The sequence below is a fragment of the Granulosicoccus antarcticus IMCC3135 genome (genome assembly GCF_002215215.1).
Classification (GTDB): Bacteria; Pseudomonadota; Gammaproteobacteria; order Granulosicoccales; family Granulosicoccaceae; genus Granulosicoccus; species Granulosicoccus antarcticus.
This window is the reverse complement of sequence record NZ_CP018632.1, coordinates 4,032,724-4,059,663: the sequence shown is the minus strand read 5'-3', so window position 1 is coordinate 4,059,663 and position 26,940 is coordinate 4,032,724. Positions and strand designations below refer to the sequence as shown.

General features: G+C 54.8%; 27 protein-coding genes and 1 pseudogene. 17 read left to right on the top strand and 11 right to left on the bottom strand.

The genetic code is table 11. The features are described 5' to 3' along the window. Positions 1-61: 61 nt before the first annotated feature. The 5 genes from IMCC3135_RS17585 to IMCC3135_RS17560 all read left to right on the top strand — a co-directional run bounded on the left by IMCC3135_RS17585 (position 62) and on the right by IMCC3135_RS17560 (position 6,419). Positions 62-724, top strand: a complete 663-nt coding sequence (locus IMCC3135_RS17585) for a methyltransferase family protein (protein ID WP_088918794.1) — start codon at positions 62-64, stop codon at positions 722-724. A gap of 322 nt (positions 725-1,046) precedes the next feature. Next, the gene (locus tag IMCC3135_RS17575) at positions 1,047-1,643 is read left to right on the top strand and encodes a LemA family protein (RefSeq protein WP_088918792.1); all 597 of its coding nucleotides are present in this window, start codon (positions 1,047-1,049) and stop codon (positions 1,641-1,643) included. A 15-nt stretch (positions 1,644-1,658) separates the two neighbouring features. After that, on the top strand, positions 1,659-3,623 hold the full coding sequence (locus IMCC3135_RS17570) for a M48 family metallopeptidase (RefSeq protein WP_088918791.1): 1,965 nt from the start codon (positions 1,659-1,661) through the stop codon (positions 3,621-3,623). Positions 3,624-3,839: 216 nt separating this feature from the next. Continuing rightward, the gene (locus IMCC3135_RS17565; RefSeq protein WP_205737584.1) at positions 3,840-4,961 is read left to right on the top strand and encodes a phospholipase D-like domain-containing protein; all 1,122 of its coding nucleotides are present in this window, start codon (positions 3,840-3,842) and stop codon (positions 4,959-4,961) included. A 90-nt stretch (positions 4,962-5,051) separates the two neighbouring features. Next, complete coding sequence (locus tag IMCC3135_RS17560; protein ID WP_205737583.1) at positions 5,052-6,419, top strand: glucoamylase family protein; 1,368 nt, start codon at positions 5,052-5,054, stop codon at positions 6,417-6,419. A gap of 39 nt (positions 6,420-6,458) precedes the next feature. Here IMCC3135_RS17560 and IMCC3135_RS17555 read toward each other — a convergent pair whose 3' ends face one another. Further along, positions 6,459-7,532, bottom strand: a complete 1,074-nt coding sequence (locus IMCC3135_RS17555; RefSeq protein ID WP_088921908.1) for an NAD(P)-dependent alcohol dehydrogenase — start codon at positions 7,530-7,532, stop codon at positions 6,459-6,461. Between the two features lie 15 nt (positions 7,533-7,547). Here IMCC3135_RS17555 and IMCC3135_RS34180 point away from each other — a divergent pair, with 15 nt between their 5' ends. Further along, positions 7,548-7,805 (top strand): hypothetical protein, encoded by a 258-nt coding sequence (locus IMCC3135_RS34180; protein WP_157736074.1) that lies wholly within the window; start codon positions 7,548-7,550, stop codon positions 7,803-7,805. Positions 7,806-8,392: 587 nt separating this feature from the next. Here the strand turns inward: IMCC3135_RS34180 and IMCC3135_RS17545 are convergent. Both IMCC3135_RS17545 and IMCC3135_RS17540 read right to left on the bottom strand, forming a co-directional pair. Further along, positions 8,393-9,661: an ATP-grasp domain-containing protein gene (locus IMCC3135_RS17545; protein WP_088918789.1), complete on the bottom strand. Its 1,269-nt coding sequence runs from the start codon at positions 9,659-9,661 to the stop codon at positions 8,393-8,395. A gap of 36 nt (positions 9,662-9,697) precedes the next feature. After that, entirely contained in the window at positions 9,698-12,070 is a 2,373-nt protein-coding gene (locus IMCC3135_RS17540) for a phosphoketolase family protein (protein WP_088921907.1), read from the bottom strand. Positions 12,071-12,343: 273 nt separating this feature from the next. On the opposite strand from IMCC3135_RS17540, the gene IMCC3135_RS17535 reads away from it, so the two are divergent. From IMCC3135_RS17535 to IMCC3135_RS35565, 6 genes and pseudogenes are all read left to right on the top strand, one after another. Next, positions 12,344-13,063, top strand: a complete 720-nt coding sequence (locus tag IMCC3135_RS17535) for a Crp/Fnr family transcriptional regulator (RefSeq protein WP_088918788.1) — start codon at positions 12,344-12,346, stop codon at positions 13,061-13,063. A 151-nt stretch (positions 13,064-13,214) separates the two neighbouring features. Further along, a complete protein-coding gene (locus tag IMCC3135_RS17530) occupies positions 13,215-13,916 on the top strand; it encodes a Crp/Fnr family transcriptional regulator (protein WP_088918787.1) in 702 nt (233 codons plus the stop codon). Between the two features lie 27 nt (positions 13,917-13,943). Further along, positions 13,944-14,795 carry a cation-transporting P-type ATPase gene (locus IMCC3135_RS17525; RefSeq protein ID WP_157736073.1) on the top strand — a complete coding sequence of 284 codons (852 nt, stop codon included), beginning with the start codon at positions 13,944-13,946 and terminating at the stop codon, positions 14,793-14,795. After that, positions 14,785-15,114, top strand: a complete 330-nt coding sequence (locus IMCC3135_RS34765) for an HAD family hydrolase (protein ID WP_205737581.1) — start codon at positions 14,785-14,787, stop codon at positions 15,112-15,114. Before IMCC3135_RS17525 ends, IMCC3135_RS34765 begins: the two co-directional genes overlap by 11 nt. Beyond that, a pseudogene (locus IMCC3135_RS35570) lies at positions 15,056-15,235 on the top strand (cation transporting ATPase C-terminal domain-containing protein); the annotation flags it as partial. The gene IMCC3135_RS34765 and the pseudogene IMCC3135_RS35570, both read left to right, overlap by 59 nt. Positions 15,236-15,311: 76 nt before the next feature. Then, positions 15,312-15,446 (top strand): hypothetical protein, encoded by a 135-nt coding sequence (locus IMCC3135_RS35565; protein WP_418251447.1) that lies wholly within the window; start codon positions 15,312-15,314, stop codon positions 15,444-15,446. Positions 15,447-15,679: 233 nt separating this feature from the next. Here IMCC3135_RS35565 and IMCC3135_RS17515 read toward each other — a convergent pair whose 3' ends face one another. The 7 genes from IMCC3135_RS17515 to IMCC3135_RS17490 all read right to left on the bottom strand — a co-directional run bounded on the left by IMCC3135_RS17515 (position 15,680) and on the right by IMCC3135_RS17490 (position 20,025). Further along, positions 15,680-16,156, bottom strand: a complete 477-nt coding sequence (locus tag IMCC3135_RS17515) for a hypothetical protein (protein ID WP_088918785.1) — start codon at positions 16,154-16,156, stop codon at positions 15,680-15,682. A 318-nt stretch (positions 16,157-16,474) separates the two neighbouring features. Next, positions 16,475-16,645: a hypothetical protein gene (locus IMCC3135_RS17510; protein WP_088918784.1), complete on the bottom strand. Its 171-nt coding sequence runs from the start codon at positions 16,643-16,645 to the stop codon at positions 16,475-16,477. Between the two features lie 115 nt (positions 16,646-16,760). Continuing rightward, on the bottom strand, positions 16,761-17,129 hold the full coding sequence (locus tag IMCC3135_RS17505; protein WP_205737579.1) for a cation-transporting P-type ATPase: 369 nt from the start codon (positions 17,127-17,129) through the stop codon (positions 16,761-16,763). Positions 17,130-17,316: 187 nt separating this feature from the next. Then, positions 17,317-17,730: a hypothetical protein gene (locus IMCC3135_RS34755; RefSeq protein ID WP_205737578.1), complete on the bottom strand. Its 414-nt coding sequence runs from the start codon at positions 17,728-17,730 to the stop codon at positions 17,317-17,319. Continuing rightward, positions 17,723-17,857 carry a hypothetical protein gene (locus tag IMCC3135_RS35270; RefSeq protein ID WP_257790392.1) on the bottom strand — a complete coding sequence of 45 codons (135 nt, stop codon included), beginning with the start codon at positions 17,855-17,857 and terminating at the stop codon, positions 17,723-17,725. The genes IMCC3135_RS34755 and IMCC3135_RS35270 overlap by 8 nt, the downstream gene beginning before the upstream one ends. Positions 17,858-18,887: 1,030 nt before the next feature. Further along, on the bottom strand, positions 18,888-19,562 hold the full coding sequence (locus IMCC3135_RS17495; protein WP_088916798.1) for an IS630 family transposase: 675 nt from the start codon (positions 19,560-19,562) through the stop codon (positions 18,888-18,890). Beyond that, positions 19,543-20,025 (bottom strand): helix-turn-helix domain-containing protein, encoded by a 483-nt coding sequence (locus IMCC3135_RS17490; protein WP_088916797.1) that lies wholly within the window; start codon positions 20,023-20,025, stop codon positions 19,543-19,545. The genes IMCC3135_RS17495 and IMCC3135_RS17490 overlap by 20 nt, the downstream gene beginning before the upstream one ends. A 284-nt stretch (positions 20,026-20,309) precedes the next feature. Between IMCC3135_RS17490 and IMCC3135_RS17485 the strand changes: the two genes are divergently transcribed. After that, the gene (locus IMCC3135_RS17485; protein ID WP_157736072.1) at positions 20,310-21,167 is read left to right on the top strand and encodes a hypothetical protein; all 858 of its coding nucleotides are present in this window, start codon (positions 20,310-20,312) and stop codon (positions 21,165-21,167) included. A gap of 361 nt (positions 21,168-21,528) precedes the next feature. Beyond that, positions 21,529-21,864 (top strand): YjiS-like domain-containing protein, encoded by a 336-nt coding sequence (locus IMCC3135_RS17480; RefSeq protein ID WP_088918782.1) that lies wholly within the window; start codon positions 21,529-21,531, stop codon positions 21,862-21,864. 59 nt (positions 21,865-21,923) lie between these two features. On the opposite strand, the gene IMCC3135_RS17475 is transcribed toward IMCC3135_RS17480, so the two are convergent. Then, complete coding sequence (locus tag IMCC3135_RS17475; protein WP_088918781.1) at positions 21,924-22,874, bottom strand: GlxA family transcriptional regulator; 951 nt, start codon at positions 22,872-22,874, stop codon at positions 21,924-21,926. Between the two features lie 162 nt (positions 22,875-23,036). Here IMCC3135_RS17475 and bcoG point away from each other — a divergent pair, with 162 nt between their 5' ends. Genes bcoG through IMCC3135_RS17460 form a run of 3 tightly spaced genes read left to right on the top strand, consistent with a single transcriptional unit; the run spans position 23,037 to position 26,853 of the window. Beyond that, the gene (gene bcoG / locus IMCC3135_RS17470; protein WP_088918780.1) at positions 23,037-23,948 is read left to right on the top strand and encodes a 3-dehydrocarnitine:acetyl-CoA trimethylamine transferase BcoG; all 912 of its coding nucleotides are present in this window, start codon (positions 23,037-23,039) and stop codon (positions 23,946-23,948) included. A 32-nt stretch (positions 23,949-23,980) separates the two neighbouring features. Further along, positions 23,981-25,474 (top strand): carnitine 3-dehydrogenase, encoded by a 1,494-nt coding sequence (locus IMCC3135_RS17465; protein WP_088921905.1) that lies wholly within the window; start codon positions 23,981-23,983, stop codon positions 25,472-25,474. Continuing rightward, positions 25,471-26,853 carry a BCCT family transporter gene (locus IMCC3135_RS17460; RefSeq protein ID WP_088918779.1) on the top strand — a complete coding sequence of 461 codons (1,383 nt, stop codon included), beginning with the start codon at positions 25,471-25,473 and terminating at the stop codon, positions 26,851-26,853. The genes IMCC3135_RS17465 and IMCC3135_RS17460 overlap by 4 nt, the downstream gene beginning before the upstream one ends. The last annotated feature ends 87 nt before the right edge of the window (positions 26,854-26,940 follow it).

Genomic DNA, 26,940 nt, shown 5'->3' with positions numbered 1-26,940 from the left:
ATCACGAAACGGGCCTCATCTCTGCATTATGAGCTGATAATTGACAGATAGAGTACTGAATATGAATGCACCAATCGCACATTCCGGCATCTGGATCCTTGCCGTCTTCATGATCGTTATCGCATCATGGATGTTCTACCGCTATCTTGCTCCCAGTACCTGGCGTGAATGGGCGGGGGCAGGCTTGGTGCAGGCGTTTATCATTGCATTATATGCTGAGATGTATGGCTTTCCGATGACTATTTATCTACTGGTTCGTTACTTTGGATTAGATCAAAGTCATTTGAATGCAAATTTATGGTCTTCTCTGGTTGGCATGGGAGAAACCGGCATGTTTGTCGCCATGGTATTCGGTTACGGCTTGCTGTTTTTAGGTATCGGACTTGTCATTCAAGGCTGGCGTGAGCTGCATCGTGCCCGTCAGGAACAACGCCTTGTTACCGACGGCTTATACGCTCTGGTCAGGCATCCCCAATACTCTGGTTTGTTTATCGCCTTGTTTGGAGAGGGAATCGTGCATTGGCCGACTGTTTTTTCGGTCATTGCATTTCCCATCATTGTGTTGATGTACACATTGCTTGCCAGACGTGAAGAAAACAAAGTCATAGCGGAATTTGGAGAATCGTATGGGGAGTATCAACAACGGGTCCCTATGTTTTTTCCGCACTGGGGTCAGTGGAAAACTCTGCTGCAGCGTTCACGGCCGGCCGATAACCCGTCGTAACGCCGTCATTAATTAATCGGAATGAAGCAGGGTCGGGAAGTTGTTGATCATGGCGATGCTGGCGAACTGGCAGGGGGCATTTGCCTCGCACCTCAGCGGAAACCAGAGATTTTCCACGGTGTTGATTATCTGCATCGAATCGTGGAAGGATCTCAGGCAATGGACGGCGACATGCTTGCAGTATTAAATAAATTTACGATGTATTTCATGAGATGCTCCTGAAAGGATTAACACCATGAAAAATGAACTTTTGAATATAGTAAGTTTACAGTAGAAGTTAATAGCATCCATGGGTGCGACAATTTGGAAAAAAGTGAGAAATATGGATACCACATTAATCGTTATTCTCGTTGTTGTTGTACTGCTCGTTTTTTATGTCATAGCGATATTCAATAAACTGGTCACACTGAAGAATCGCTATAAGAATGCTTTTGCACAGATCGAGGTGCAATTGAAGCGGCGTTACGACCTGATTCCCAATCTGATCGAGACCGCGAAAGGTTATATCAAGCATGAACGTGAAACCCTGGAGGCTGTCGTCGAGGCGCGCAATACGGCCAACCATATGTTATCAACGGCGACTGCCGATCCGGGTAACGCCGAGGCGATAAAAGGCCTGAGTGGCGCCGAAGACAAACTGGCCGGTGCCATGATGAATTTCAATATGGTGATGGAGGCCTATCCGGATCTCAAGGCCAATCAGAACATGATGCAGTTGAGTGAAGAACTCGTCTCCACCGAGAACAAGGTCTCATTCGCCCGGCAGGCTTTCAATGATCAGGTGATGGCCTACAACACCTATAAGCAAACGTTTCCACCACTGTTCTTTGCAGAACGCTTTGGTCATACGCAAGATGCGACCCTGTTGGAGTTCGACGATACGGCGGCCATACAGGCTGCACCAGAAGTCTCATTCTAACCACTGCGGTTGATTATGAATTTTTTTGAATCACAAGAGCGTGTACGCAAAAACACGCTCCTGCTGGTCTTGCTGTTTGGCCTGGCGGTTGTCACATTGATTGTCATGGTCAATCTCCTGGTCATGGTCGTGTTTGGATATATCAACAGGCAACAATTGCAAGAGGGCGGAGCACTGCTTCAGCAAATGGATTGGCAGACAATTGCCGCTGTCAGCGCAGGTGTCGTTGTGGTGGTGCTGGCGGGCAGTCTCTACAAGATCATGGCCCTGTCGGCGGGTGGCAAGGTGGTTGCTGAATCGCTGGGTGGAAAATTGATCCCGCAAAATACCAAGGATCTGAAGCAACGTAAATTATTGAACGTGGTGGAGGAAATGGCTGTCGCCTCCGGCACACCGGCACCGCCGGTATATCTGCTCGCCGACGAACCGGCAATCAATGCCTTTGCGGCCGGGTTCTCGCCACGCGATGCTGTCATCGGGGTGACCCAGGGAACGATTGATCATCTAAGTCGAGATCAACTGCAGGGTGTCATTGCCCATGAGTTCAGCCATATCTTTAATGGCGATATGCGGCTCAACATCCGTTTGATCGGCGTACTGAATGGCATCCTGATTCTCGGCATCATTGGCTACTATCTGTTGTATTCCGCTTCCTTTTCACGGCGCGGGCGCAATAGCGGAAAGAATGCGGGTGGAATAATGGCACTGGCTATCGGGCTGATGGTCATCGGCTTTGCCGGCACCTTTTTCGGTGGCCTGATCAAGGCTGCGGTGAGTCGACAACGGGAATACCTGGCGGACGCTTCGGCGGTTCAGTTTACCCGCAACCCGGACGGGATCGCGGGCGCCTTGAAGCGCATCGGCGGACTCGAGTCTGGTTCCAAGGTAGAAAGCCCCGGCGCCCTCGAAGTCAGCCATGCCTTTTTCGCCCAGGGTGTTTCGGGGTTTATGCAAGCCTTGTCCGCTACGCACCCGCCGCTGGCGAAACGTATCCTGCGCATCGATCCTCATTGGGACGGTAAATTTGCCGCGTCCGACAAGCAAGACAATACCGTCTCACCCCGAGAGGGTGGCCTGAGTCACGAGGAAGAGACCAGTAACAATGAAACCATGACGCGTGATGCGCTTGCCAGACATCTGGCCACGGTTGTTACCGGTGCCGCCATGGCCGATGTCGCGAATGCGATTGATCAGATTGGTAGTCCGAAAGCGGAAACCATCCATCACGCCCGCTCGCTGCTATCAGAATTGCCCACCATCATCATTGAGGCTGCCCGTGAACCTTATGGCGCTCGCGCCGTTATCTATTCCCTGGTGCTGGATTCTGGACAGGAGGTTCGTGACAGGCAACTGGCGCATCTGCAGACGCATGCCGACCCAGCTGTAGGGGTGTTGACACGCAAACTATTGCCGGAGATGGGTGGGTTGGATATTAAATATCGCTTGCCACTCATTGATATCGCCATACCGGCACTCAAACAGCTATCACTCGATCAGTACCAGGCCTTCAGAGACAACCTGGTGGTCTTGATTGACATGGATTCCAGGGTCGATCTGTTGGAATGGTCCTTACAGAAAATTTTGTTTACCCATCTCGATGGGCAATTTTTCAAGCTGGTACACACCAAAACGCGCTATTCCCATGTTGGCCAGCTCAAGCAGGAAATTGAGTTGATCCTCTCGGTACTGGCCTATGCTGGTCAACAGGAGAACCATGCCGTTGAGGAAGCGTTTAGCGCCGCGACAACCATACTGGACATCAGCGGGCTTCAAGTAGTGGCAGAAAATGAAATCACTTTTTCAAACCTGGATATCGCCCTGAAAAAAGTGGAAATGCTCAAGCCCCTGGCCAAACCACAACTATTGAAGGCCTGTGCCGCCTGCGTCCTGCATGACAAAAAATTACTTTCTGTTGAAGTCGAACTAGTGCGCGCCTTTTCGGATGTCCTCGGGTGTCCCATGCCACCGGTAATCCGGTAACTCGAATCCGCAAAGATGCTGATAGTGCTCATCAACTCAGTCTACACTCCCAGCGCTAAGCAGCGAGCTGTCGTCGGTATGGGTCAAAAATGCCTGCAACGGCGTGCGGAACAAGGCGTTGCAGAGGGTGGAAGCCGCTGGATTCAACCAGTGTTTGTATCAAAGCCGTCCTGATGGGGTGGGGGGAGGCTGCCCGCATCACGGAACTAGACATCAATGACACATCGATCAAACCGCCGCGCACCCAAGCTACTTGGAAATGCCGCAATGGCTGTTGAGGGCACGCGCCTGTTCACCGAAGGTGATGATCTGTACGTGGCAATGCTTACGTCGATCCGCAGCGCCCGTAACTCGGTACGCATGGAGAGTTATATCTTCTCGGACGATGAGATTGGTTGGCAATTTACGCAGGCGCTGGCTGAGCGTGCTGCGGCCGGGCTCGATGTGAGATTGCATCTGGACGCAGCGGGCGCACTGGGCGGCTCGTCGCAGGTCATGGAACGCTATCTGCGAGAACGAGGCGGATTTCTAAAGTGGTTTAATCGATGGAACTGGCGTCATCCGCTGCGATACAACCGCCGCAATCACCGCAAACTGCTGATTGTCGATGACCAGGTCGCCTTCGTCGGAGGATTCAACATCCATCGGCAAAGTTCGCGCCGGTTTTATGGTGAGGCACGATGGCGCGACAGTCACGCCGCAATCACCGGCGAGCTCGTCGATGACGCGACCAGGCTGTTCGACACTTTCTGGCACGGACACCGGCACTGGATGCCAGCCCAGCGCGGCAGGCTGACCCCCACGCTCGTATCGAACAACACGCGCAGCTGCCGTCACCGGATACACTGCCTATACTCCGATGCATTTGCAGGCGCACGCGAACGAATCTTTCTCACAACACCCTATTTCGTGCCCGACTTTCTCACCCAACGGCGGCTCATCCAGGCGGCGCGTCGGGGTATCGACGTACGCCTGCTGGTGCCTTCAAAAAGCGACGTGCCGATCACGCGATGGGCGGCGCAAGCCTATTACGACGTGCTGATGACTGCCGGCATGCGCATATACGAGTATCAGCCGCGAATGTTGCACGCAAAGACCGCTGTTATCGACAGCGACTGGGCGGCGGTGGGGACCGCGAATCTGGATTACCGCAGCTTTTTCCTCAACTACGAGCTCGTACTCGCGAGCGGGGAGCGAGGTTTCTGCTCGCAACTCGAGCAACACTTCCTCAATGACCTGACGGAGTCGCTGCCGATCACGTCCGTGAACTGGGAGAGGCGGCGCTGGTCAGGACGGATGCTTGAGGCGTTTGGATGGATCATGCGCCGCTGGCTTTGACAGAGCCACGGGCGAGGAACGTACAACGCAATGGGCGACGACGTACTTGCAGTAGAGAGTCAACCAGACAATGGGAGTAGGGCAGAGGTCATGATCAAGCCAAAGAATGTCAGGAACCGCGAAGCGCATTTGTCCGGGAGTCACAACCCAGATGACCCCATGAACCCGGCGACAAGCGCTTCCGATGCAGAGCTGGAAGAGCTTCAGCGCGCATCATTCAACTATTTTCTGCACGAGACGAATCCGGTCAACGGACTGGTGATCGACAAGACTGAAGCCGACTGGCCTGCCAGTATTGCCGCCACTGGCCTCGCTTTGGCTTCCTACCCGGTGGCTATCGAGCGCGGATTCATGTCACATGACGCGGCGGTGGAGCGAACGCTTGCGACCCTGCGATTTTTCTGGAATAGTCCGCAAGGTCCCGAGCCTGACGTGACCGGCTATCGGGGCTTCTACTATCATTTTTTAGACATGCAGACCGGGCGACGCGCCTGGCAATGCGAACTGTCGACGATAGACAGCGCTTTTCTGCTGGCGGGGGCACTGACGACAGGCAGGTACTTTGACGCTGACACAGCGGACGAGCATGAAATCCGTACCCTCGCCGACGCGCTCTATCGCCGTGCCGATTGGCCGTGGGCGCAGAACCAGGGTGAAACTGTGACGCATGGCTGGACGCCTGAAAGCGGCTTCCTCAACTATCGCTGGGAAGGCTACGACGAGGCGTTGCTGCTGTACATTCTGGGGCTGGGTTCGCCGACGAATCCACTGTCCGAGAGTGCCTATGCGGCATGGACTGCCACCTACCGATGGGACCACTGCTACGGATACGACTATCTTTATGCCGGGCCGCTCTTCACGCATCAACTCTCCCACATCTGGATCGATTTTCGCGGTATCCAGGATGCTTTCATGCGAAGCAAAGGCATCGACTATTTTGAGAACAGTCGGCGCGCGACCTATGTGCAACATGAGTATGCCATCGACAATCCGCTCAAATTCACCGACTTTTGCGGGCACTGCTGGGGCCTGACCGCGAGCGAAGGTCCCGGTCCGGACACACTCAACGTGGCCGGTATCGAGCGCCAGTTCTTTGGTTACCTGGGGCGCGGCGTGCCGTACGGACCCGATGACGGCACGATCGCGCCGTGGGTAGTCGCGGCGTCGCTACCATTCGCGCCCGAAATTGTGTTGCCCTCGCTCAGCTACTGCATTCATGACCTCGAATTGACAGCATCCAACCGCTACGGCTTCAAAGCGACCTTCAATCCGACCTACCCGGTTGCATCCGGCAATGCCCACGGATGGGTATCGCCCTGGCATTTCGGAATCAATGAAGGGCCAACTATTTTGATGATCGAAAATTACCACACGGGATTAGTGTGGCGGCTGATGCGAAACTGCCCGTATATAGTCGACGGTTTGCGACGATCGGGCTTTGACGGGGGGTGGTTATGAGCAAGTTGCCTTATGGTTGTCGTAGACCGCACCCTTTCCCTAAGGCGTGATAGCCACCTTTAACACGCCATCACGCTGGTGGGAGAACAAGTCGTAAGCACTCACGATATCATCCAGTTTGTAACGGTGAGTGACCAATGCCTCCAGATTCAACCGTGAGGATGAGATCACTTCCATCAATCGTCGCATGCGTTCCTTTCCGCCTGGGCATAGTGAGGTAATGATGCGGTTATCTCCCAGTCCGGCGGTGAAAGCGTCAAGCGGTATCGTAATATCTCCTGAATAGACGCCCAGACTCGAGAGGGTCCCGCCCGGGCGAAGACAGCGCAGGCAAGCTTCAAAAGTTTCCTGTCGTCCCAGCGCTTCGATGGCCACATCGACACCGCGCCCGTCGGTGATTTTCATCACCTCGGTCACCGGATCCACCCGGCTGAAGTCGATGACATGGTCAGCCCCCATTTGCCGCGCAATCGCCAGGCGTTCGGGTACGGAATCGACGGCGATGATCGTTGTGGCGCCTTTGAGTTTGGCACCGGCCGTTGCACACAAGCCAATCGGCCCCTGGGCGAATATAACGACGGTATCGCCAATCTGGATGTTGGCGCGCTCTGCGCCAGCAAAGCCGGTTGACATGATATCGGGACACATCAACACCTGCTCATCGGTCAGACCATCAGGCACTGGCGACAGATTGGCTCTGGCGTCCGGTACACGCAGATATTCTGCCTGTGCACCATCAATTGTATTCCCGAATCGCCAGCCGCCGGCAGGCTTGAAACCGTGTTTGTTATCCTGACCATCCTGCGACCATTGTCCACACAAACAGGCATTGGAATAACCGGACGGGCTGATGGCACCGGCTATAACACGCTGACCTTCTTCAAACCCTGTGACCTCGCTGCCGAGTTTCTCAATGATACCGACCGGTTCATGGCCGATGGTCAAACCCGTTGCAACGGGATATTCGCCCTTGAGTATATGAACATCGGTGCCACAGATCGTGGTCGTGGTCACCCGTATCAGCGCATCGTTCGGTCCGACATCCGGAATGGGCTTGTCTTCAAGCTCAATACGATCTTTCTCGATAAATACCAGTGCTTTCATGTTGGACATGTCGATTCCTGTTTTGTGCAACCGTTTAGCGATCAGGCGATGGGCCACCTGGTGGTGCTGAAGAGAATGGACTCTCTGCGTAGCAATGAAGTCGCCTTGTCACGCTCTGCGAACCGAGTTTCCACCCTTGATGATGCGATTCATCTGCACTGCCACGGTCCTGTCCGTTTCGACGTTGGTGTCAGAACCGCCCGCATTTTCATGGGCGGCCGCAGCGTTCTTGAGAACGCCCATTCAAGGCATACTGGCCAAGAAAGTCAGACTTCGGGCTGATCGACATCAGTCATCAGCTCGTTATCGCTGAAAACTATTCAACGATCTTCATGGAATGAGTACGCATCATCAAAAACAACCCGTTGATCCGGAAACTGGGAGCCTTTGTTGCCTCGTCGGTCGGGATGACCAGCAAGGCGATATCCGAGGATGTCGAACCGATGTGTGTGGCGTGACGATGGTTCGCGGCCGAGTGTGACTTCCATCCACTATCGACATGGATGATGTCGTCCGAGACCCGCTACGCACCCTTACTCGCCATCATGACGGCCATGTTCCAACGTCTTCATTGGTGACGAGGGTGTGCTCCGGTACGTAGCCTTGGGGCATCGATCAGCTCATCGAAATGCCCGATCCGGCGCGAATCTGCAGTGGCTTGGTCGAAAGGGCGTTGACGCAGATCTGAAGGAGACCGGGTTCGACCGCGAGTAAGTGCATTGCGCCTTCGAGCGCTGCTCTCACAAGGTCCATGATATCGTCATGGTCGACGACCCTTTCATCGCGCCAACAGCAGACGTTTGCAGAACTGCTGCTCTGGGCCATGCGTCCGGAAATTGGCGGACACAACGAGCCCAACGACCCGCCAGTCAAATCACGAACACCGGCGCAAATCCTCCCCCTGGCGTTCTGAAATTCGTCGTCTGGCCTTGATAGAGTCGCGCCGCTGTCAGCAGAATCTGGCCAGAGTATGTATAAAGCCGGATATCCATCTTGCGCTGTACGGGTGCACCATCAAGCTTGATCATGCGCTGGCCCGGAGCCGCGAAGGCTTGTGCCACATATCCACCAGCGACGATGTCAGCCCATACGCGTCTGGTCAGTTTGTCGCCGCGATAAACAGCCTTGCCGCCATGGCCGGAGAGCGGCTTGAAGAACAGGTTCTTGCGCTCTGCCCACATCGCCTCGACATTTTCAGGCGTGACCAGGGTGGTTTTCGGGATGCCTGCCAGCTTGGTTCGCACCCCATCAGGCAGACCAGCCGATTTCAGCCAGGTCTGATCTGACAGCAACGTCAGATTGCGTTTGGCCGCGTAAATGGCATGATTGCGAGGGTTTGGCGTGACCACAACCGCATCATCCTTGTAAGCTGCGGCGAGTGCGGCATGCTGCGATTCGACCAATGAAAAATCGGTCAGTCGATTATAAACGAAATCGATCTCTTCTCCGTCAAGAGTGAGTTTTCCCGCCTTGTATTTCAGTGCTGATGCATCGCCAATCACAGCGTCGATGTCATGGTTGCGCAACAATTGCTGCACCAGAATGAATTCGGGGTAGAGATACTGTTCTTCCGGCTGGTCATCGATGATCGCCACCCGGCGAGGCTGATCTGTATCACGTTGGAGCCGCCATTCCGCGGTAAATACATTGAGCGCCTGCGTATCGAAGTCTTCTGCCTGCATCGCGATGAGTCCGCGTTCCATTTCGCTGCAACAGGCTTTCTGGGCGCTTGCGAGCAGGGCGTTGATGAAGGCACCGCCGGCATTGGTGTTTACCTCGATGAGCTTCGGACCGCTGCTGTCGAGATGGAAATCATAGCCCATGAATGCCCCCACCGGTCCAAAGTCACTTTGCGCAGATTCAGGTGCCCAGGCAAGGACGGTTCTTTGGTAGAAAGGTAATCTTGCTACCGCTTCGATAGCATCGACAATACCTTGCATGTTCGCCAGTTCGTCGGACGAGAGGAATACCAGGACGTTGGAAAGTAAATTTGGTCGACTTTCAAGATGCTCCACATTGAACTCAGGGTCATCCACCGCACGACCGACAGCGTCCTCCAGTCGTTTGCGATCAAGCGTTGTGCAAAGGCAGTGCTGGTTCAGTCTGTCGGAGAGTGCAAGTTGTTCAGTTTCTGTCATGTTCCTGGAAAGGTGTGTTGGAGAAATGATAGGGAGCTACACATGTGCTGGCCACTGCCAGTTACGGATTTCCGGCATGTCTACGCCGTGTTCGGCAATGTAGACCTTGTGTTCGGCAAGTTTGTCAGTGATGGTCTGCATTACGTGTGCAGCGTTCACCCCAAGCTGCGGCACGTGGTCGATGACATTGGCTACGAGGTGAAAGCGGTCCATTTCGTTCATCACCACCTGATCAAACGGCGTGCTGGTGGTCCCTTCTTCTTGGTAGCCATGCACATGAAAATTATCGTGGTTGGTACGCCGATAGGTGAGCCTGTGAATGAGCGTGGGATAGCCATGGTAGGCGAAGATGACAGGCTTATCGACCGTAAAAAGCCGATCAAACTCGGCATCTTCCAAACCATGCGGGTGGTCGCTCTGTGACTGGAGCTTCATCAGATCAACAACATTGACAACGCGGACTTTCAATTTCGGAAAATAGGACCGCAACAAATCGACGGCCGCCATCGTTTCGAGCGTTGGAACATCGCCACAGCACGCCATCACAACATCGGGTTCGCTGCCCTGGTCGTTGCTCGCCCAACTCCAGATTCCAATGCCAGTTGAACAGTGCTGGATGGCAGCATCCATGTCGAGCCACTGCGGCGAAGGTTGCTTGCCTGCAATGACGACATTCACGTAGTTACGGCTGCGCAGGCAATGATCGGTTACCGACAACAACGTATTCGCATCAGGTGGCAGATAAATGCGGATGACCTCGGCCTTCTTGTTGACGACGTGGTCGATAAACCCCGGGTCCTGATGGGTGAATCCGTTGTGGTCCTGTCGCCAGACATGCGAGGTGAGCAGGTAATTCAGCGAAGCAATGGGCCGCCGCCAGGCAATGCCACGGGTCACCTTCAACCACTTGGCGTGTTGGTTGAACATCGAGTCAACGATGTGGATGAAAGCTTCGTAACAGGAAAAGAAGCCATGTCGGCCTGTGAGCAGGTAACCCTCCAGCCAGCCTTCGCATTGATGCTCACTCAGCATTTCCATCACACGACCATCGGGCGCAACATGGTCGTCGAAGTCATGAATTTCGGCGGTGGAGCAGCGGTTGGTGACCTCGAACACGACGCCCCAGCGATTGGACGTGGTTTCATCCGGACTGAACACGCGGAAGTTGTCCGGGTTGTGCTTGATCACATCTCGAATGAACTGCCCCTGTACGCGAGTGGCCTCGGCCATCACCGCGCCGGGTGATGGGACCTCGACTGCATGCTTGACGAAATCGGTCAGATGCAAATCCTGCAGCAGGAGGCCGCCATTGGCGTGGGGATTTGCGCTCATGCGACGCTCTCCCACGGGGGCCAGTTCCGCGATCTCAGCGTGGAGCTTGCCTTCGCTATCGAACAATTCTTCCGGTCGGTAGCTCTTCATCCAGCTTTCCAGCAGCGCCAGATGCCCCGGCTTGTCCATCTCGCCCATCGGCACTTGATGAGAACGAAACGTGCCCTCGGTCGTCTTGTCATCGACCACCTTCGGGCCGGTCCAGCCCTTGGGCGAGCGCAGTATGATCATGGGCCAGCTTGGGCGCCTGCTGAACCCATTGGCCCGTGCCTCTCGTTGGATATTCTGAATCTCAGTGATAACAGCATCCAGCGTTGCGGCCATGAGTTGATGCAGGGTCATCGGATCATCACCTTCGACAAACCAGGGCGTGTAGCCGAACCCGTGAAATAGAGCGTCCAGTTCGTCGCGGGGAATGCGTGCCAATACCGTCGGTCCGGCGATCTTGTAGCCGTTCAAGTGAAGGATCGGCAGCACCGCGCCATCACGCTCCGGATTGAGAAATTTATTCGAATGCCAACTCGTTGCCAGCGGGCCGGTTTCGGCTTCGCCATCACCAACAACGCAGGCAACGATGAGGTTGGGATTGTCGAAGGCCGCGCCATAGGCGTGGGAAAGCGCGTATCCCAGTTCGCCGCCCTCATGGATCGATCCCGGCGTCTCGGGTGCCACGTGGCTCGGGATACCGCCCGGAAATGAGAACTGCTTGAACAACTGCTTCAGGCCGACTTCGTCCTGCGAAATTTTGGGATAAACCTCGCTGTAGGTGCCCTCCAGATAGGCGTTGGCAACCAACCCCGGTCCGCCATGACCGGGCCCGGTGATATTGATCATATTGAGATCGTATGACTTGATGACACGGTTCAGGTGGCTGTAAATGAAATTGAGCCCCGGCGTCGTGCCCCAATGGCCGAGCAGGCGCGGTTTGACATGCCCAAGCGTGAGTGGCTCCTTCAGCAGCGGATTGTCATAGAGATAGATCTGCCCGACCGAGAGGTAATTTGCCGCACGCCAGTAGGCATCCAGCTTGCGCAACATGTCGGGGTCAAGAACGTTAGATGCTGATGAGGTATTCATGATTTGATTGTTTTCAGTCATTGCGAGCCAGGCGGATGCGGCACACGACTCACGCCTGTAATACGCGGTGGCTGCTGCTCTACTCCGAACGCCAACGCCACCCCATGGGCATAGCGGGACAGGGCAGGGAGCTACGGATCCTTGGCAAGCTATGCGCTTCGGGATCCCGCCGTCCGTGCGCTGTCGCACATAGAGCAAACCCTTTGCGTATACTAACCGCTGACCTCCAAGACATAGGCGAGATTCTGCGAACAGGGTTTACTGGAGCATCCAATGCCGATCGGCCATGACCCCAAGTCCAACCACCTGCTCGCGGCGCTGCCCGAGGCCGAATGGACGCGGTGGCTTCCCCAGCTGGAGTGGGTCAAGTTGTCCCTCGGCGACGTGCTCTATGAGTCTGGCACGCAGCAGACGCACATCTACTTTCCGTCGACGGCGATCGTCTCTCTGCTCTACGTGATGGAAAGCGGTGCGTCGGCCGAGATTGCGGTGGTCGGCAACGAAGGCGCGGTCGGCATTTCCCTTTTCATGGGCGGCGAGTCGACGCCCAGCCGCGCCGTCGTGCAAAGTGCGGGGCAGGGATTTCGTCTAAAGGCCGGCGTGATCAAGGGCGAGTTCAACCGCTCCGGCCCGGTGATGCGCGTATTACTCCGCTACACGCAAGCGCTGATCACGCAAATGGCGCAGACGGCGGTCTGCAATCGACACCACTCTCTTGATCAGCAACTGTGCCGCTGGCTGCTGCTTAGCCTGGATCGCCTACACGGTAATGAGCTCGTGATGACCCAGGAACTCATCGCCAACATGCTCGGCGTAAGACGTGAGGGCGTAACCGAAGCGGCGCTCAAGCTGCAGAGGGCCGGCTTGATCCGCTATGCGCGGGGCCACATCACGGTGCTGGACCGCAAAGGCCTGGAACAGCGGACGTGCGAATGCTACGCGGTCGTCAAGAAGGAATACGACCGCCTGCTACCGGCTCTCCAGGCGACCTGAGCGCCAGCGTTCAATCAGGACGGCGATCGCGCCACGAGCATGTCGACCCCACCGATACCGCTCCGTACGCTGGCAGACAGTCCCCGGGGCGAAGCGAGGTTAGACTCGGTTGTCCATTTGCTTCGGCATCGGGACCACCCGGTGAGAGTTCATGACCGACGCCCAGAACCACCTGATCGAACGCCTTCCGCGCAAGGACGGCCTGCACCTGCTCAGCCTTTGCGAACCAATCGATCTGGTCTTCGCAGAGGTGTTGTGTGAGCCTGGAGAACGAACGCGATACGTGTATTTTCCCGTCGGCGGCTTCATCTCGCTGCTGACCCAGATCGACGGCAAGGCAGCCCTGGAAGTCGGTATGGTAGGACGCGAAGGCATGCTCGGGATTCAGCTGGCCATGGGCGTGTCGACCACACCCTTGCACGCCCTCGTGCAAGGGGCGGGCTCGGCGTGGCGCATCGGCGCCGGCGTGTTCGTGCACGAGCTCGCCCAGAGCGGGGCGCTGCGCACCAGTTTGAACCGCTATGCCTATGTGCTGATGAGGCAACTCGCCACCTCGGCGGCGTGCCTGCGTTACCACGAAATTGGTCCGCGTCTGGCCCGCTGGCTGCTGATGAGTCAGGACCGGGCTCATGCAGACAGGTTTCGCGTCACGCAAGAATTTCTCTCCTATATGCTGGGTGTTCGTCGCGTTGGCGTCACCCGGGCCGCGAGCGAATTGCAGCGTGCCGGGCACATCAGATATCGCCGCGGCGTATTGACGGTGCTCGATCGAGTCGGCCTTGAGGCGGCGGCGTGCGACTGCTATGCGGCGGATAGAAGGAGCTACGTAGAGGTTCTTCAATTACCGGCGTAGCAGCGCGGTTGACAGCGTTCTGCCTGCTTGCAATGGCTCGCGCATTTGCTGGGAACCGGTGTGTTAACCGGCGGCATTGCGCAGGGGCAGGCTCTGGCGCCGTCGGAGCTGCATTGTGCGCTATCGCACAGACGCCGTGCCGCCAGAGGCGCACTTTTAATTTCCCTGTTCCGGGCAAACTGTCCATTGGACCATGCACCTTGCTGCGCGTCCACTGACCCTACTCCTGCCGGACGCTCTGCGTTTGAAACCGTTGAAAGCCAGAACACCATGCTTCGCCAATTCAGGAATCTGCAGAAAATCGACGTATACGGACACGACGACGTACGGGTTACCGGCCAGGCGCGACGCACGGGTCGGAAAGGGTCTTTCTCAACTACGCCGATGCCAGATCCCGAATCGCAGAAAGCTTCACCGAAAGACCCGTCGCTGATCGATTTTGACGATCTGGTCTCATCGCTTGGCACCAACCTGGAGCGTGGACTCGACGCCGGGGAGGCTGCCAAGCGGCTGCGCGCGGACGGTCCGAACGAACTGCGCGCTCTGCCACCCGTGCCAGTCTGGCGCCGGGCGTTGGCGCAGCTGCAGAACCCGCTGGTCTACCTGCTGGGTATAGCAGCAGCTGTGGCTCTGGCTGCCTGGTGGTTTGATGGCCGGAGTCAACCAGATGTGGCCGGCTGGCCTCTGGATGCCATCGTCATCATCTGCGTGGTGGTGCTGAACGCCGTGCTGGGCTGGCTGCAGGAAGCCAAGACGGCGCAGGCAGTAGCGGCGTTGGCGAAGATGACCACCTCACACACGCCACGGCGAATCTACGGTTGCACTCGATGCAGCCTTGCACTCGCAGATATTTGCCGACGTGGCTGCGATGAGCGATGAGGCGCTGCGCACGCTGGCCGTGGCGCGCCGCAACGTGGCAGCTGACGCGAAGGTGCCGACCGATGCTGCGGAGGAGGCGGCCTCATTTGAACAGAATCTGGAGTACCTCGGCACAGTGGGCATCATCGATCCGCCTCGCAAGGAGGCGGCCGTGGCAATCGACCAGGCCCGGCAGGCCGGCATCCGCGTGATCATGATCACCGGCGACCATCCGCGCACGGCGGTGCGCATTGCGGCAGGTCTTGGCATTGTCGACGTCGGTGCTGACCCTGCTGACGCTGGACCTGTTCTTGCCCGGTGGACTGATCGAGCCGGTTGATACCTGGCTGGGCGCCGGCCCGCACAGCCTGGAACTGGCGCGCACCGCCACCTTCACGGTGCTGGTGCTGACACAGCTTTTCAACTGCGTTAACGCGCGCTCCAAGTCCGCATCCGCGTTCCGAGCCGCTTTCTCAAACCGCTGGCTGTGGGCCGCGGTAGCGTTGTCGACAGCACTGCAAGGGGGCGCTCGTTCACCTGCCATTCCTCAACCTCGCCTTCGGCACTGTACCGCTCTCGGCGGGCCAGTGGTCCGTGTGTGTGGCGATGGTCAGTGGAGTGCTCTGGTTCAGTGAAGGGCGAAAGCTGTTGCGACGACACTGGCGAGCATAGGCATCAAACAAACAACAATCGCCGTCAAGTACTTCATAGAACCTCCTGAGTAAAGAAGAACGCCAGAGCAATCGCTCCAGGCAGACGAAGGGTGCGTTGCAATCTTCACGCGCCGTGTCAGCACGCATCTCCTACGCAGATGACGATCACCGATCATGTTTATCTGCCCACTGTACCAAACTTGTAGTAAGCGAGTCGACGTGCGGATACTCCGGCTCTCTTTTCGTCGCCCTTCAAGACTTGCCCGGGGCAGGGGGCATGTGGTCCATCATCATCTGCATCATGGACTGCATCATCTGCATGCGCTTTTCCATCATCTTGCGATGCTTGCCCATGTCACTATGCATCCGGTCCTTGTCCTGCATGTCGGGCTTGTCTTTCATGCCGCCCTTGTCCATCATGCCGCCAGAGCCCATTTCATTCATCATGGCCATGCTGTTCTGCATGACCTCCGTATGCTCCGCCATCATGGCGTTTCGCTCTTCCGGCGTCTTGGCCTCCATCATCTTGTCGTGCATCGCCTGCATGGCCGTCATCTGTTCGTCCATGCGAGCCATTTGCGCCTCGGAACCGTCCATCGGCATGGACATGTTTCCAGTGGATGCGGCATCAGGACGTTGAGCGTTGTGCCCGACGGGCATCTGGGCACACCCAGTAAGGCCAAAAGTGCTCAGGGCGGTCGCGATTGCAACAGTACGAAGTGAAATCATGGGGAAAGCTCCAGTAGTCGACAGGAAGAGTGAGCTTGCGGTGCTGCAAGCAGGAAATGCGATTCTGGTCGGCCATCAACTCGATAGCTCAAACTGGTTCTTTTATGAACTCGAAGGACAAAGGTTGTCTGTGCGGTAGCGAACTTAATTCGTTCGCTCTGAATATCTGGTATTACCTCGGCGTTGCGTAAATCTGACCGGTCCTTCTGGACTACGCGGCTGCCTGTAACGTCTACAGGGTATCCAGCCTCTCATTGTTTGCAACGTTTCGTCGGCGCTCATGAACAGGGTCAAATTCCCCTGAGGAGGAATCAATTTTCAGGCAAGGTCGACGTCAGAATCGTCCGCGTTTTTATTGGCAGCCGCAGTGTCCTCGAAACCGCCCATGATCTCGCACTCGGACAGCACATGCGCGTCGTTCAGCGCAAGCAGTAACGACTCGTAATTCTCGAGTGCGGCCACTCCCGAATACGTATTGTGTTTCGACATTCCGTGGTTGACCTTCGGAAGAATTGCGCCAGCACGGGAGGATTGAGCTGCCTTCTGAACAAATTGTCAGAGTACTGGTGATTTCGGATTGATCGACATCAGTTCCCAGCGCGTTTCATCTCGGAATGATGCCCCTGAAACAGGTCAAAATTTTCAGCAGTGTTTGGGTCTTCTTCTCCGCGACCTCGTTCGACTCATTTTGAGTCAGGCGTCTGGTCGCCTTGGTCTGAGATAATCCTTCTGGTGACGAGCCGAGATGCTTTTCGACCGCCAGTAGAGGCAGTATTTTAAGGTCATTGTGCGCCGTGAGCGTCGAACTCAACGTCGGTTTGGGAATCTCGTCCGTTCTTACAGTTATCATTACCATGGTTGCGCTTTCTTTGTTCGTTGAGAGTTCGGGGTCTGCGTTCCAGGCTATCTGTGGTTCGTCGAGCTCAAGGACGGTGCTGACGGATGTTGCGGCGATGGCTGCCAGCCGCTGCAATGAGGCCGAGCATCTGTGTGGCTCATTTCGTCCCTTGCGAAGATCACAGCGTTCTCGTCTGCCGGATGTTGTCATTGCCGTCTGTATGCAGAAATTCTTTGGTTACACTGTATCAATTCTGCGCCGAAAGCGTCCGTTCGTCTGTCTGTTAGCGCACATCCAGACGCTGACAGCCGAGCGTCAGCACTTACGCGATGAGGCCCTGGCCGAGCGCGACGGGTTGCGGGTCGAACGGGACAGCGTCCGTCGTCAAACCGACGCGCTGTCCCAGGCACGATCCAGCCGCACGGACCTGAACAGCCAGCTCGAGGCACGGCAGCGAGAGAGCTCCAATCTGACCATCACCATCACTATCAGCATCACTATCAGCATCACTATCAGCATCACTATCAGCATCACTATCAGCATCACTATCAGCATCAGCATCAGCATCAGCATCAGCATCAGCATCAGCATCAGCATCAGCATCAGCATCAGCATCAGCATCAGCATCAGCATCAGCATCAGCATCAGCATCAGCATCAGCATCAGCATCAGCATCAGCATCAGCATCAGCATCAGCATCAGCATCAGCATCAGCATCAGCATCAGCATCAGCCACGGCCTGCAAGACACAATCGACGCTGGCGAGTACCAAAGGTCAATTGCTGGCACTCACCGCGCAGCGCACGGGCGAGCAACGGGAAGGGGAGACGCTTCAGGCCATGGTGACGGCGCGGCTCGCGCATCTTTGGGTTCTAGAGGGGGCAATAAGAGATGCGACTGGGCGGACTTGTGGGAAGAAACAAAGAGTGGATTCAGGTTGCAATGAATGACAAGATTGATGGCTGGTTCAAAAGACTTGTCCGAGCCCTAGAGACTGTTGTTGACCGAACTTCGACAACTGATTCTAGACTCGGATACTCGATTCACCGAAGAACTCAAGTGGGAGCAATCCTCCCACGCTGCCGGGACCCCACTGACGCGCAGTGACATGCCTGTCGGTTGAGTCTCCGCCTCGCTAGTAACTTGCCAGATGACCTGCAATCCAGCTTGCCCAATGTCAGTGAACTGGAGGCAGAACTCAGTCCTGATCTCACTCGCCACTCAGAAGACGCCGACGAATCCTAAACCGAAAATCTAATTCCAAATAGTCGTATAAGCGCAATAATCCGTTAAAATAGCATTAGTACGGATTTAGTGGACTTCTCTCCTGTCACTTCAGAAAAATGGAAACTCAACTAAGAAAGCTGCCCAAAGTGAAGTAGGGTAGTTTTGTAGAGTGCCGGATCATGTAAACAGGTTGGCAAAGCGCAGTAAGAGCGTTGTTCTTTGAAGAATTTACTTGACATGGTTCTGAACAAAGAACCCTCTGACTTGCAAGATTTGGCTGGTGCGACGACGGTCAGCAAAGTGCCCACAGCGGCTGTTGATGATAGCTAATCACATTGATCATTGACGGTATGTTTCATCCGCAAAGCTGTCATAGGCACGGTCGACATCAAGCGTTGAAAGCACTTGGCAGCTCTAGAGTGCGCCGCCGCCAGGTGTTTGCCAGGAGAAACTCCGAAGCAAAGATTATCGAAGGATACTGCCCAAGTGACGAGAACCGTAAGACGGATGGTTGCGTGGTGAAGATTGATCAGATGCTAGATGAGTGGTGGAGTGAGCGTCCCAGGCCCAGCAAGTGCTTCAAAGGGTGAATGGGCAGGTACCTGGCAGCTGTATGATTGATGAAAAGCCATGGATGTTGGGTATTCGGTATGCCAGCCTAGTAGGTTAACTGCATGATACTTTCGGGTAAAGCCTTTTGAGTTTGATACGAGCATCGTCGGTTGTAAAGCGCCAGTCGGCAGGCTTGGCGTTCTCGTTGCGATGGGTCTGCCATGCGGCTATCTCCTTGGTCAGCGTAGGCACGTCGGCAATGCGTCGATCCAAACATTGCCTGGCCAGAACGCTGAACTCACATTCAGCCATATTCAACCAACTGCCATGCTTGGGTGTAAAGACAAACTCAAGCTTCTGCATAAGCGCATGTGCCACGGCGGGTTCGAACGTTCTGTATAGGGAGGCTCCGCTATGAGTGCTCAGGTTGTCCATAACCAGCGTGATCTTTTTCGCGTGGGGGTATTGATTCTCCACCAGGTCACGGACGCCTTCGGCCCATTCGCCCGACGCATGATTGTCGGCAATACGCACCGTGCGTCGACTCTCCAATGGCGTATAGAACACCATCAGGTGGGCAACTCCATTGCGCTCGTACTCTCCGTCGTAGCGCTCACTTTGGCCAGGCGATGCCGGGATCGGTTTTTGTACCTCACGCGTGCATTGTTTGGTTGTCTCGTCCATACAAACCACAGGATACTCTGCATCAAAAGGTCTTTTATACACATCCAGTACAGCCTCCATCTGGCAGACAAACCCCGCGTCCTCTTTAGGCGCTATGCACCACATGCGTTTCTGCCAAGGTTTTATGATGTTTTTTTAAAACTTGACGCACCGTTTCATAAGCCACGCTTTCGACAATTTCCAGCTCAATCAGACGCTCGCTCAACAGCTTCAACGTCCAACGCACCTGGCCTTCTGGCGCATCACTGCAAGCCAGGCTTACTAGCCTGGCCTCCGCATCGCCATCCAATCTTGCCGTTCGCTCTCGACTGCGTCTCTTACGCTGCAGCGCCAGTTCCAATCCTTCTTCCACACATCGCTGGCGTGTCTTTGCGATGCAACGGGTGGTCAGTTCCATTCGCTCAGCAACCTCGGCATCGGTCATCGAAGGACCATGCTCTCCTTGATCAACCAGTAACAAAATCTGTGCATGTCGTCGCTTCTGCGCCGCTATGCGTCCCGTTTTACAGATCTGCTCCAGAGCATGGCGCTCTTCTTCGGACAACTTAACCACATGACGCTTAGGCATTCTCAATCACTTCAACAGGTTGCAAAGTATTATTATGAAGTTAGACTATAACTGGAATTTATCAAGCGGTTACACCACTAGTGGTGGTCGATGTTTTGATATGTCCTATACTCGGGGACCGAAGAGAGCTACTGGGCAAGTCAACCGACCGGAGGCTAGACTGCGGCCAGCTTCTCTCGTCCGTTAGCAAAGATGATGACGTTAACGCTGAAGATCCTCAACTGAACTTCTAAAATATGTTGCCTGGCTCTGATCTAGCTCGACCACTTCGACTCCTGCTGATTGTGGCATTCACGATCAGCGCCTGCGACAACGGATCGGCTGACCCGTCCGCCGAAATCGGCGAGACGAGTAACGTACCGATTCAACGCTTGGGAGCCGTCTGGCTCAATCAGCAGCTGGGTGACGGTCAACGAGGCACTTCGATAGAGGCTAGCTTCGCGCTGCTTAATCAACCTCTTGGAAACGAGCGAACCATCGAGACAGTCGTGCCGTCGCCTGATCTGTGCTCGACAGATGCCATTACCCCATGGGGTCTCGGAGCCGCCTTCATCATTGAACCGGACAGCACAATCGAAGTTGAGTCCATCAGCGCCGGTGAGGCACTGGTGTTCAGTTCACCAGCAGGTACCTGGCACACCTTATTGCAGGATCCGGAACCCGGCGACTCTGGCTATGTCGACAGTGCATCGCTCCCGCCTAACGAACTTACACTCGATGTACCCGGTGACAGCTTTCCCGGCTTTCCTGATATGCCAATTGCCAACATCACGCCGTTGGAGAATGTCACACCTGAGGGTCTGGCCACTCTTACCTCCGATTCAGTGTTCCGCTGGCCACCCGCTCCTGCTGACGCTAACACATTGACTGTCATTTTCATCGAGATCGCCGGCCCGGTATTCGTATCCGACGCATCGGGGGATCATGACCGGCGCAGATTCTTTTGCGTGGCCCGGGACGACGGTGAGCTTGCTTTGCGTGATGCGGCAGACGACGAGCTCAGCTCGCTCATCGATCAGGACGCCACTCTGACGAGAATTTCCGCCTGGCGATCCGGCTACACGACGCAACAGAAGGGGGATGCGCTGTTGGTGGTTATTCATTCGGTGCTGGAGACGAGGATTCGAACAGTGAGGCTATAGAATCGCCAGTTGACTTAAACTTGCTGGATTATCTTGATACATCCGACATCTAGGTAATATTACTACATGACTGTCTTGACACACAATGAGTTCAGATAAGCCATCACCTCTATACTTTATTTTCAGATACTGATTGAAATATACCTTATATCAAGAGACCTATACGTTTTGCTGATCAACCGATACTCGAATAAACACCAGTACCGCCTCTGTCATATGACCGCCTGTCATTAGTAAGCTGCGCTTTCCGTAGGCACAAGTTTTTATCGTTTGTTGTGTTACTACATGTCGCTATCTTAGTCAGCAAGAAAGACTGAAGAAGCGGCATCAGGCTGGCTTCAAACAAGAGAAACTACAATACATGTTCTACGGTACCTACAAATTAATGATGGCTCGATACCCATCCGCTTTATCCCTCAAGAAGCTCGACACAGAAAGCCATGCTTTCGCTAACGTTGTCGGGCGCCGCCGTGCTCGTCGAGCGTTACTGACAAAAAGTGATCATATGCTGGCCGATATGGGTTTTTCTCGTGAGTTATTGGAGCAAGGTGTGAAGGCCTGGCCATGGCTTGTTGCGACTGATACAACCGAGCAGCTCGTTGCTATTGTGCCAGCCGTTGCGCCAATGGCTCATCAAACCGATGTGGTCAGTATGGAAGAGCACCCAGAGATGGAACAGCAGCGATACGCAGCCTGAGAATTCCTTCTACCTCAAGCGACTTGACGTGTCTATGCGCATCATTCACGCAGCTTGACTCAATAATGCTCGTGACGAGATCGGATTTTTCCTATACTGATCTTATGGGTACGTGAAAATGCCTTGCCGAGAGAGGAGGCTGTCGAGAATCCACAGCGTACGGCAATCTCGGATAAGGACAGCTCGGTACTCGTTGCCAGATCGCGCGCACGATCGAGCCTTAACATCTGATAATACTGGCCTGGTGACAGGCCTATTTCAGTGCGGAACAACCGATTGAGCGTTCTCAGGGAAAGGCTCGCCGATGCAGCAAGATCTGCCAGAGAAAGCGGTTCTTCGACCGTCTCCACCATTCGATTGATCGCCTGTAACAGGCGGGTGCTGCCTTTACCTTTGAGATAATTGGGGCCTCGCCCTGAACGGTACTGTCGTTCTGCATCATGCAGAAAAAGGGTCGACGCACTAAACGCGGCAGCGGGTCCAAACGTCTCGGCAATCAGCGCCAGCATCAAATCCAGCGCGGTGGAGGCCCCGCCACAGGTCCAGATCTGCTTTTGTTTTGCCACCCGCGTGAAAGTACACGTCAGTGCGGGAAACGATTCAGTGAACTCATCCAGTACATGCCAGTGAATGGTGGCTTCCCCAGAGCTCAACAAGCCGCTGGATGCCAGCAGCCATGCTCCCGTATCCGCACCGATCAGCAAATCCGAACGTTTGGCCAGGGCTCGCAGGTGTTTCCCTGTGCTGGCCGTGGTGTGTTGACGGAATCCATAGCCGGAAACGATGACCAATGCATCCAGATCGGCCACTTCGGCACAGGGCCGACTGGGCGTGACAAGTAGCCCGCTGGAACTTCTGGCAGGACCATCATCGACAGTCAGCACCGACCATGTTGACTGCTTATCCGATTGGCCTTGCACTGCTCGCAGGGGTTCCATCAAACAGGCCAACACCATATTGGAAAAACCGTCGAACAGAACGAACCCAACATGAAACGCATTGTTTGGCATTTTGCGACCCTTAACTGGCAGAAATGGAACAGGCTCAATCGTGCCATGAGCATATCTTGATTTGTGCCACCTGAACGTAAATCTGTTGACATCTAATGCCAGTATCTGATGATTTGTCGCAGATTTCAATGACGGTACCAGACAATCAAGGAGATCATTATTATGCCCCTAGCCATGAATCGCGATGTATTCATCACTTGTGCGGTAACCGGATCGGGCGCCTCACAGGATCGCAGTCCACATGTGCCGCGCTCACCGGAACAGATTGCCAACAGCGCTATTGACGCTGCCCGTGCCGGTGCTGCAATAGTGCATTGTCACGTTCGTGATCCGGACACCGGTGCGCCCTCGCGTCGACTAGATCTGTATCGGGAACTGACAGAGCGAATTCGCGCCGCAGATGTAGATGTAGTGTTGAATCTGACTGCAGGTATGGGAGGCGATATGGTCTTTGGCTCGCCCGAAGCCCCTTTGCCGTTGAACGAAAAAGCAACCGACATGATCGGTGCCAGTGAACGAATGGCGCATATACGAGAGTGTTTGCCAGAAATATGCACGCTCGACTGCGGCACCATGAATTTTGCCGAAGCGGACTACGTCATGACCAATACGCCGGGTACCTTGCGCACCATGGGCAGCATGATGACCGAGCTGGGTGTCAAACCCGAGATTGAAGCATTCGACACGGGTCATTTGTGGTTTGCAAAGCAGTTGGCCGAAGAAGGTGTGCTGAATTCACCCGCACTGGTACAGCTGTGCATGGGTGTGCCATGGGGTGCACCAAATGATATGAACACGTTTCTGGCAATGGTCAACAATGTGCCTTCCAGCTGGAACTGGTCAGCTTTCAGTCTCGGCCGAGATCAGATGGCTTACGTGGCAGCCTCCGTTCTTGCAGGAGGAAACGTGCGAGTAGGGCTGGAGGACAATATTTTTCTCGACAAAGGCGTATTGGCCACCAATGCTCAATTAGTTGAGCGGGCGAGGGGCATCATAGAGGGGATGGGGGCGCGAGTCGCAGGTCCGGATGAGGTGCGAACTCGGCTGGGGCTTGTCAAGCGAGCGCCGGTATGAATCCGGTAAGCACAGATAATATGAACTCTGCGATGAAGACTTCATCAAGGCGTAGAGCGGCAATCATTGGCGGTGGTGTCATTGGTGGTGGCTGGGCCGCTCGTTTTCTTCTCAATGGCTGGGATGTCGCTGTCTTTGATCCGGATCCAGAGGCTGAACGCAAGGTTCGCGAGGTGCTGGCCAATGCGCGTCGCTCCTTGCCCGCCTTGTATGACATCCTGCTGCCAGCAGAAGGACAGTTGTCGTTTCATGCACAACTGGCAGAGTGCGTTAGTAACGCTATCTGGATTCAGGAAAGCGTGCCAGAACGTCTGGACATGAAACACCGGATACTTGCAGAGCTCCAGACCTATGCAGATGACAACGCGATCATCGCCTCGTCCACCTCAGGGTTCAAGGCATCTGAGCTTAATGCCCAGGGTGCGAATGCCATCGTGGCTCATCCGTTTAATCCCGTCTACCTGCTGCCATTGGTCGAGTTGGTGGGCGATGCGACGCTTACCACGCAAGCTGCCGACATTCTGCACAGTATTGGCATGTTTCCGTTGACCGTACGCAAGGAGATCGATGCACACATTGCCGATCGTCTGCTTGAAGCTGTCTGGCGGGAAAGCCTGTGGCTCGTCAGCGATGGTATTGCCACGACAGAAGAGATCGATGACGCCATTCGCATGGGCTTCGGTTTGCGCTGGGCTCAGATGGGGTTGTTTGAAACCTATCGGATTGCCGGTGGAGAGTCGGGAATGAGGCACTTCATGGAGCAGTTCGGACCGGCTCTGGAATGGCCTTGGACAAAACTGATGGACGTACCCGACTTTACACCGGAACTTGTTGATCTGATCGTCGAGCAGTCCGATGCACAGTCAGGCCATCTGCCGATTCGGGATCTGGAACGACAACGCGACGATAATCTGATTGGCCTGTTGCGCGCCTTGAAAAAGTCGGGACACGGTGCCGGAACTGTCTTGAATACTCATGAGAAAACACTGATTCCACAGAATGCGTCAGACGCCTCTGCACAGCCGATTGGCGGGTCTGAAGGGGCAATCTCATCGCCGCTTGTGTCATTGCCAGTCACATTCAGTTGTCAGATACCCAACACCTGGACCGACTATAACGGTCATATGAACGAAACCCATTATGTCGAAGCAGCCTCACGTGCTACCGATCGCTTTATGGAATTGATCGGTGCCGATGCGGCCTATATAGCCTCTGGCAAGAGTTTCTTTACGGTGGAAAGTCATGTGCGATACCTCGATGAAGCACGCGCCGATGAAACACTGACGGTCAGAACACAGGTGTTGCCGACGCAAGGCAAAAAGCTGCACCTGTTCCATCACCTTTCAACCGATGCTGACAAGCCTGTCGCTACAGTCGAGACTCTACTGCTGCACATGGATCTGGAGTCACGCCGCAGTTGCCCGCCAGAATCTGTTGTCGCAGAGCGACTTGCCACCTTCGCTACCGCTCAAGCTCAGCTGATGATGCCCGAAGGATTCGGACGTGCTGTCGGGCAGAAACCATGAATAAAAACTATCTGACTTCAGTAAGCTCGATCGTTGTTATCGTGGCTCTTATAGCGATTACTGCAATTTTTCCAGTGCAGTTCGAGCATTATCTGAACATCATCAAGCAAAGTGTTATTGGTAATTTTGGCTTTATCTTCACCTATCCTGCGTTTCTTGCCGCTATATTTTTCATTGGGGCGTGCTTTACGCCGTTAGGCAAGATCAAGTTCGGTAGCGGTGACCCTGAGTTCAAGACAGTTAGCTGGCTCGGAATGCTGTTTGCCACTGGCATGGGTATCGCCTTGGTCACCTGGGGTGTCACCGAGCCGCAAATGCATGTCGCGGCTGGTATGAGTGTGAATGAGGCAATGCTGAATGCCTACAACCACTGGGCGCTTCTGGCATGGGTCGGATACCTTGCAGTCGGGGTCATGTTCAGCTACGCGATCTATAACATGGGTATCGAAAAGCCAGCTGAGGAACTGCTTGGCAATGGCTTTCTGAGCAAGCTCAATCTGGTCAGTCTGGTGGTCTCCACCGTAATTGGCCTGGCACTGACTTTCTCCTATGCCAGCACCCCCATACAATCCAGTCTGATCGGTTGGTTTGGCGTTGAGATCAACAAAGCCGTCATTATCGGCGTGTTGGCCTTGTTCGCCATTGCGTCATCGACCTCGGGGTTGAACCGGGGGATCAAGTGGTTAAGTAACTACAACAGCGTGTTCGCACTGATTCTACTATTCGCCACTTTTGTGCTCACACAACCACTGGAGATTCTGAGCACGCTAGGGCGCCTGTTACCTGAATATCTGGTGCGCTTTCCAGCGATGGCTACTGATATCGGGCTGGGAGATCCGGAACGAAAAGCCTGGTTGGCAGATTGGCTATACGCATTTGAGGCATCATGGTATGGGTGGTTCATCTTCACTGGCGTTTTCATTGCACGGATTTCCAAAGGTCGTACATTGCGCCAGATGGTGTTGGGTATTCTGATTGCGCCAAGCCTGATTTCCTGTCTGTGGTTCACAACCTTCGGATTGGCGGGAATGTCAGAGAACGTGGAAGATGTTTTTGCCTTGGTAGCCCAGATTGACAGCACGGGTATTCTTTCTATCGTGCTGACGGTGAACATTCTATTGTTCTTTGTCACTAGTGCGGATTCCGCCGGGCTTGTTTGCGAGATGCTTACTGTCAATGGGTCAAGGGTCTTGTGGATCGTGGCCATGGCAGGGCTGGCAATCTCGATCAATCTATTATCAAGCGACATCTATAAAGTCATCCTGACTCTGATTTCGGTAGCAGCCATCCCAGTGGCTTTTGGTGTCTTTGCCTTGGGGACAGCATTTATCCTCCGTGTCTTGCGTACCAGAAAATCCGGAATAATCATGGCGGATTAAACGCCAGGTTGATTCAATGCGAGCTAGCTGTTGGCATAAGGATGCGAAGGTACGCAAGCCTTATGTCAACGCTCTGCTGGCACCGTG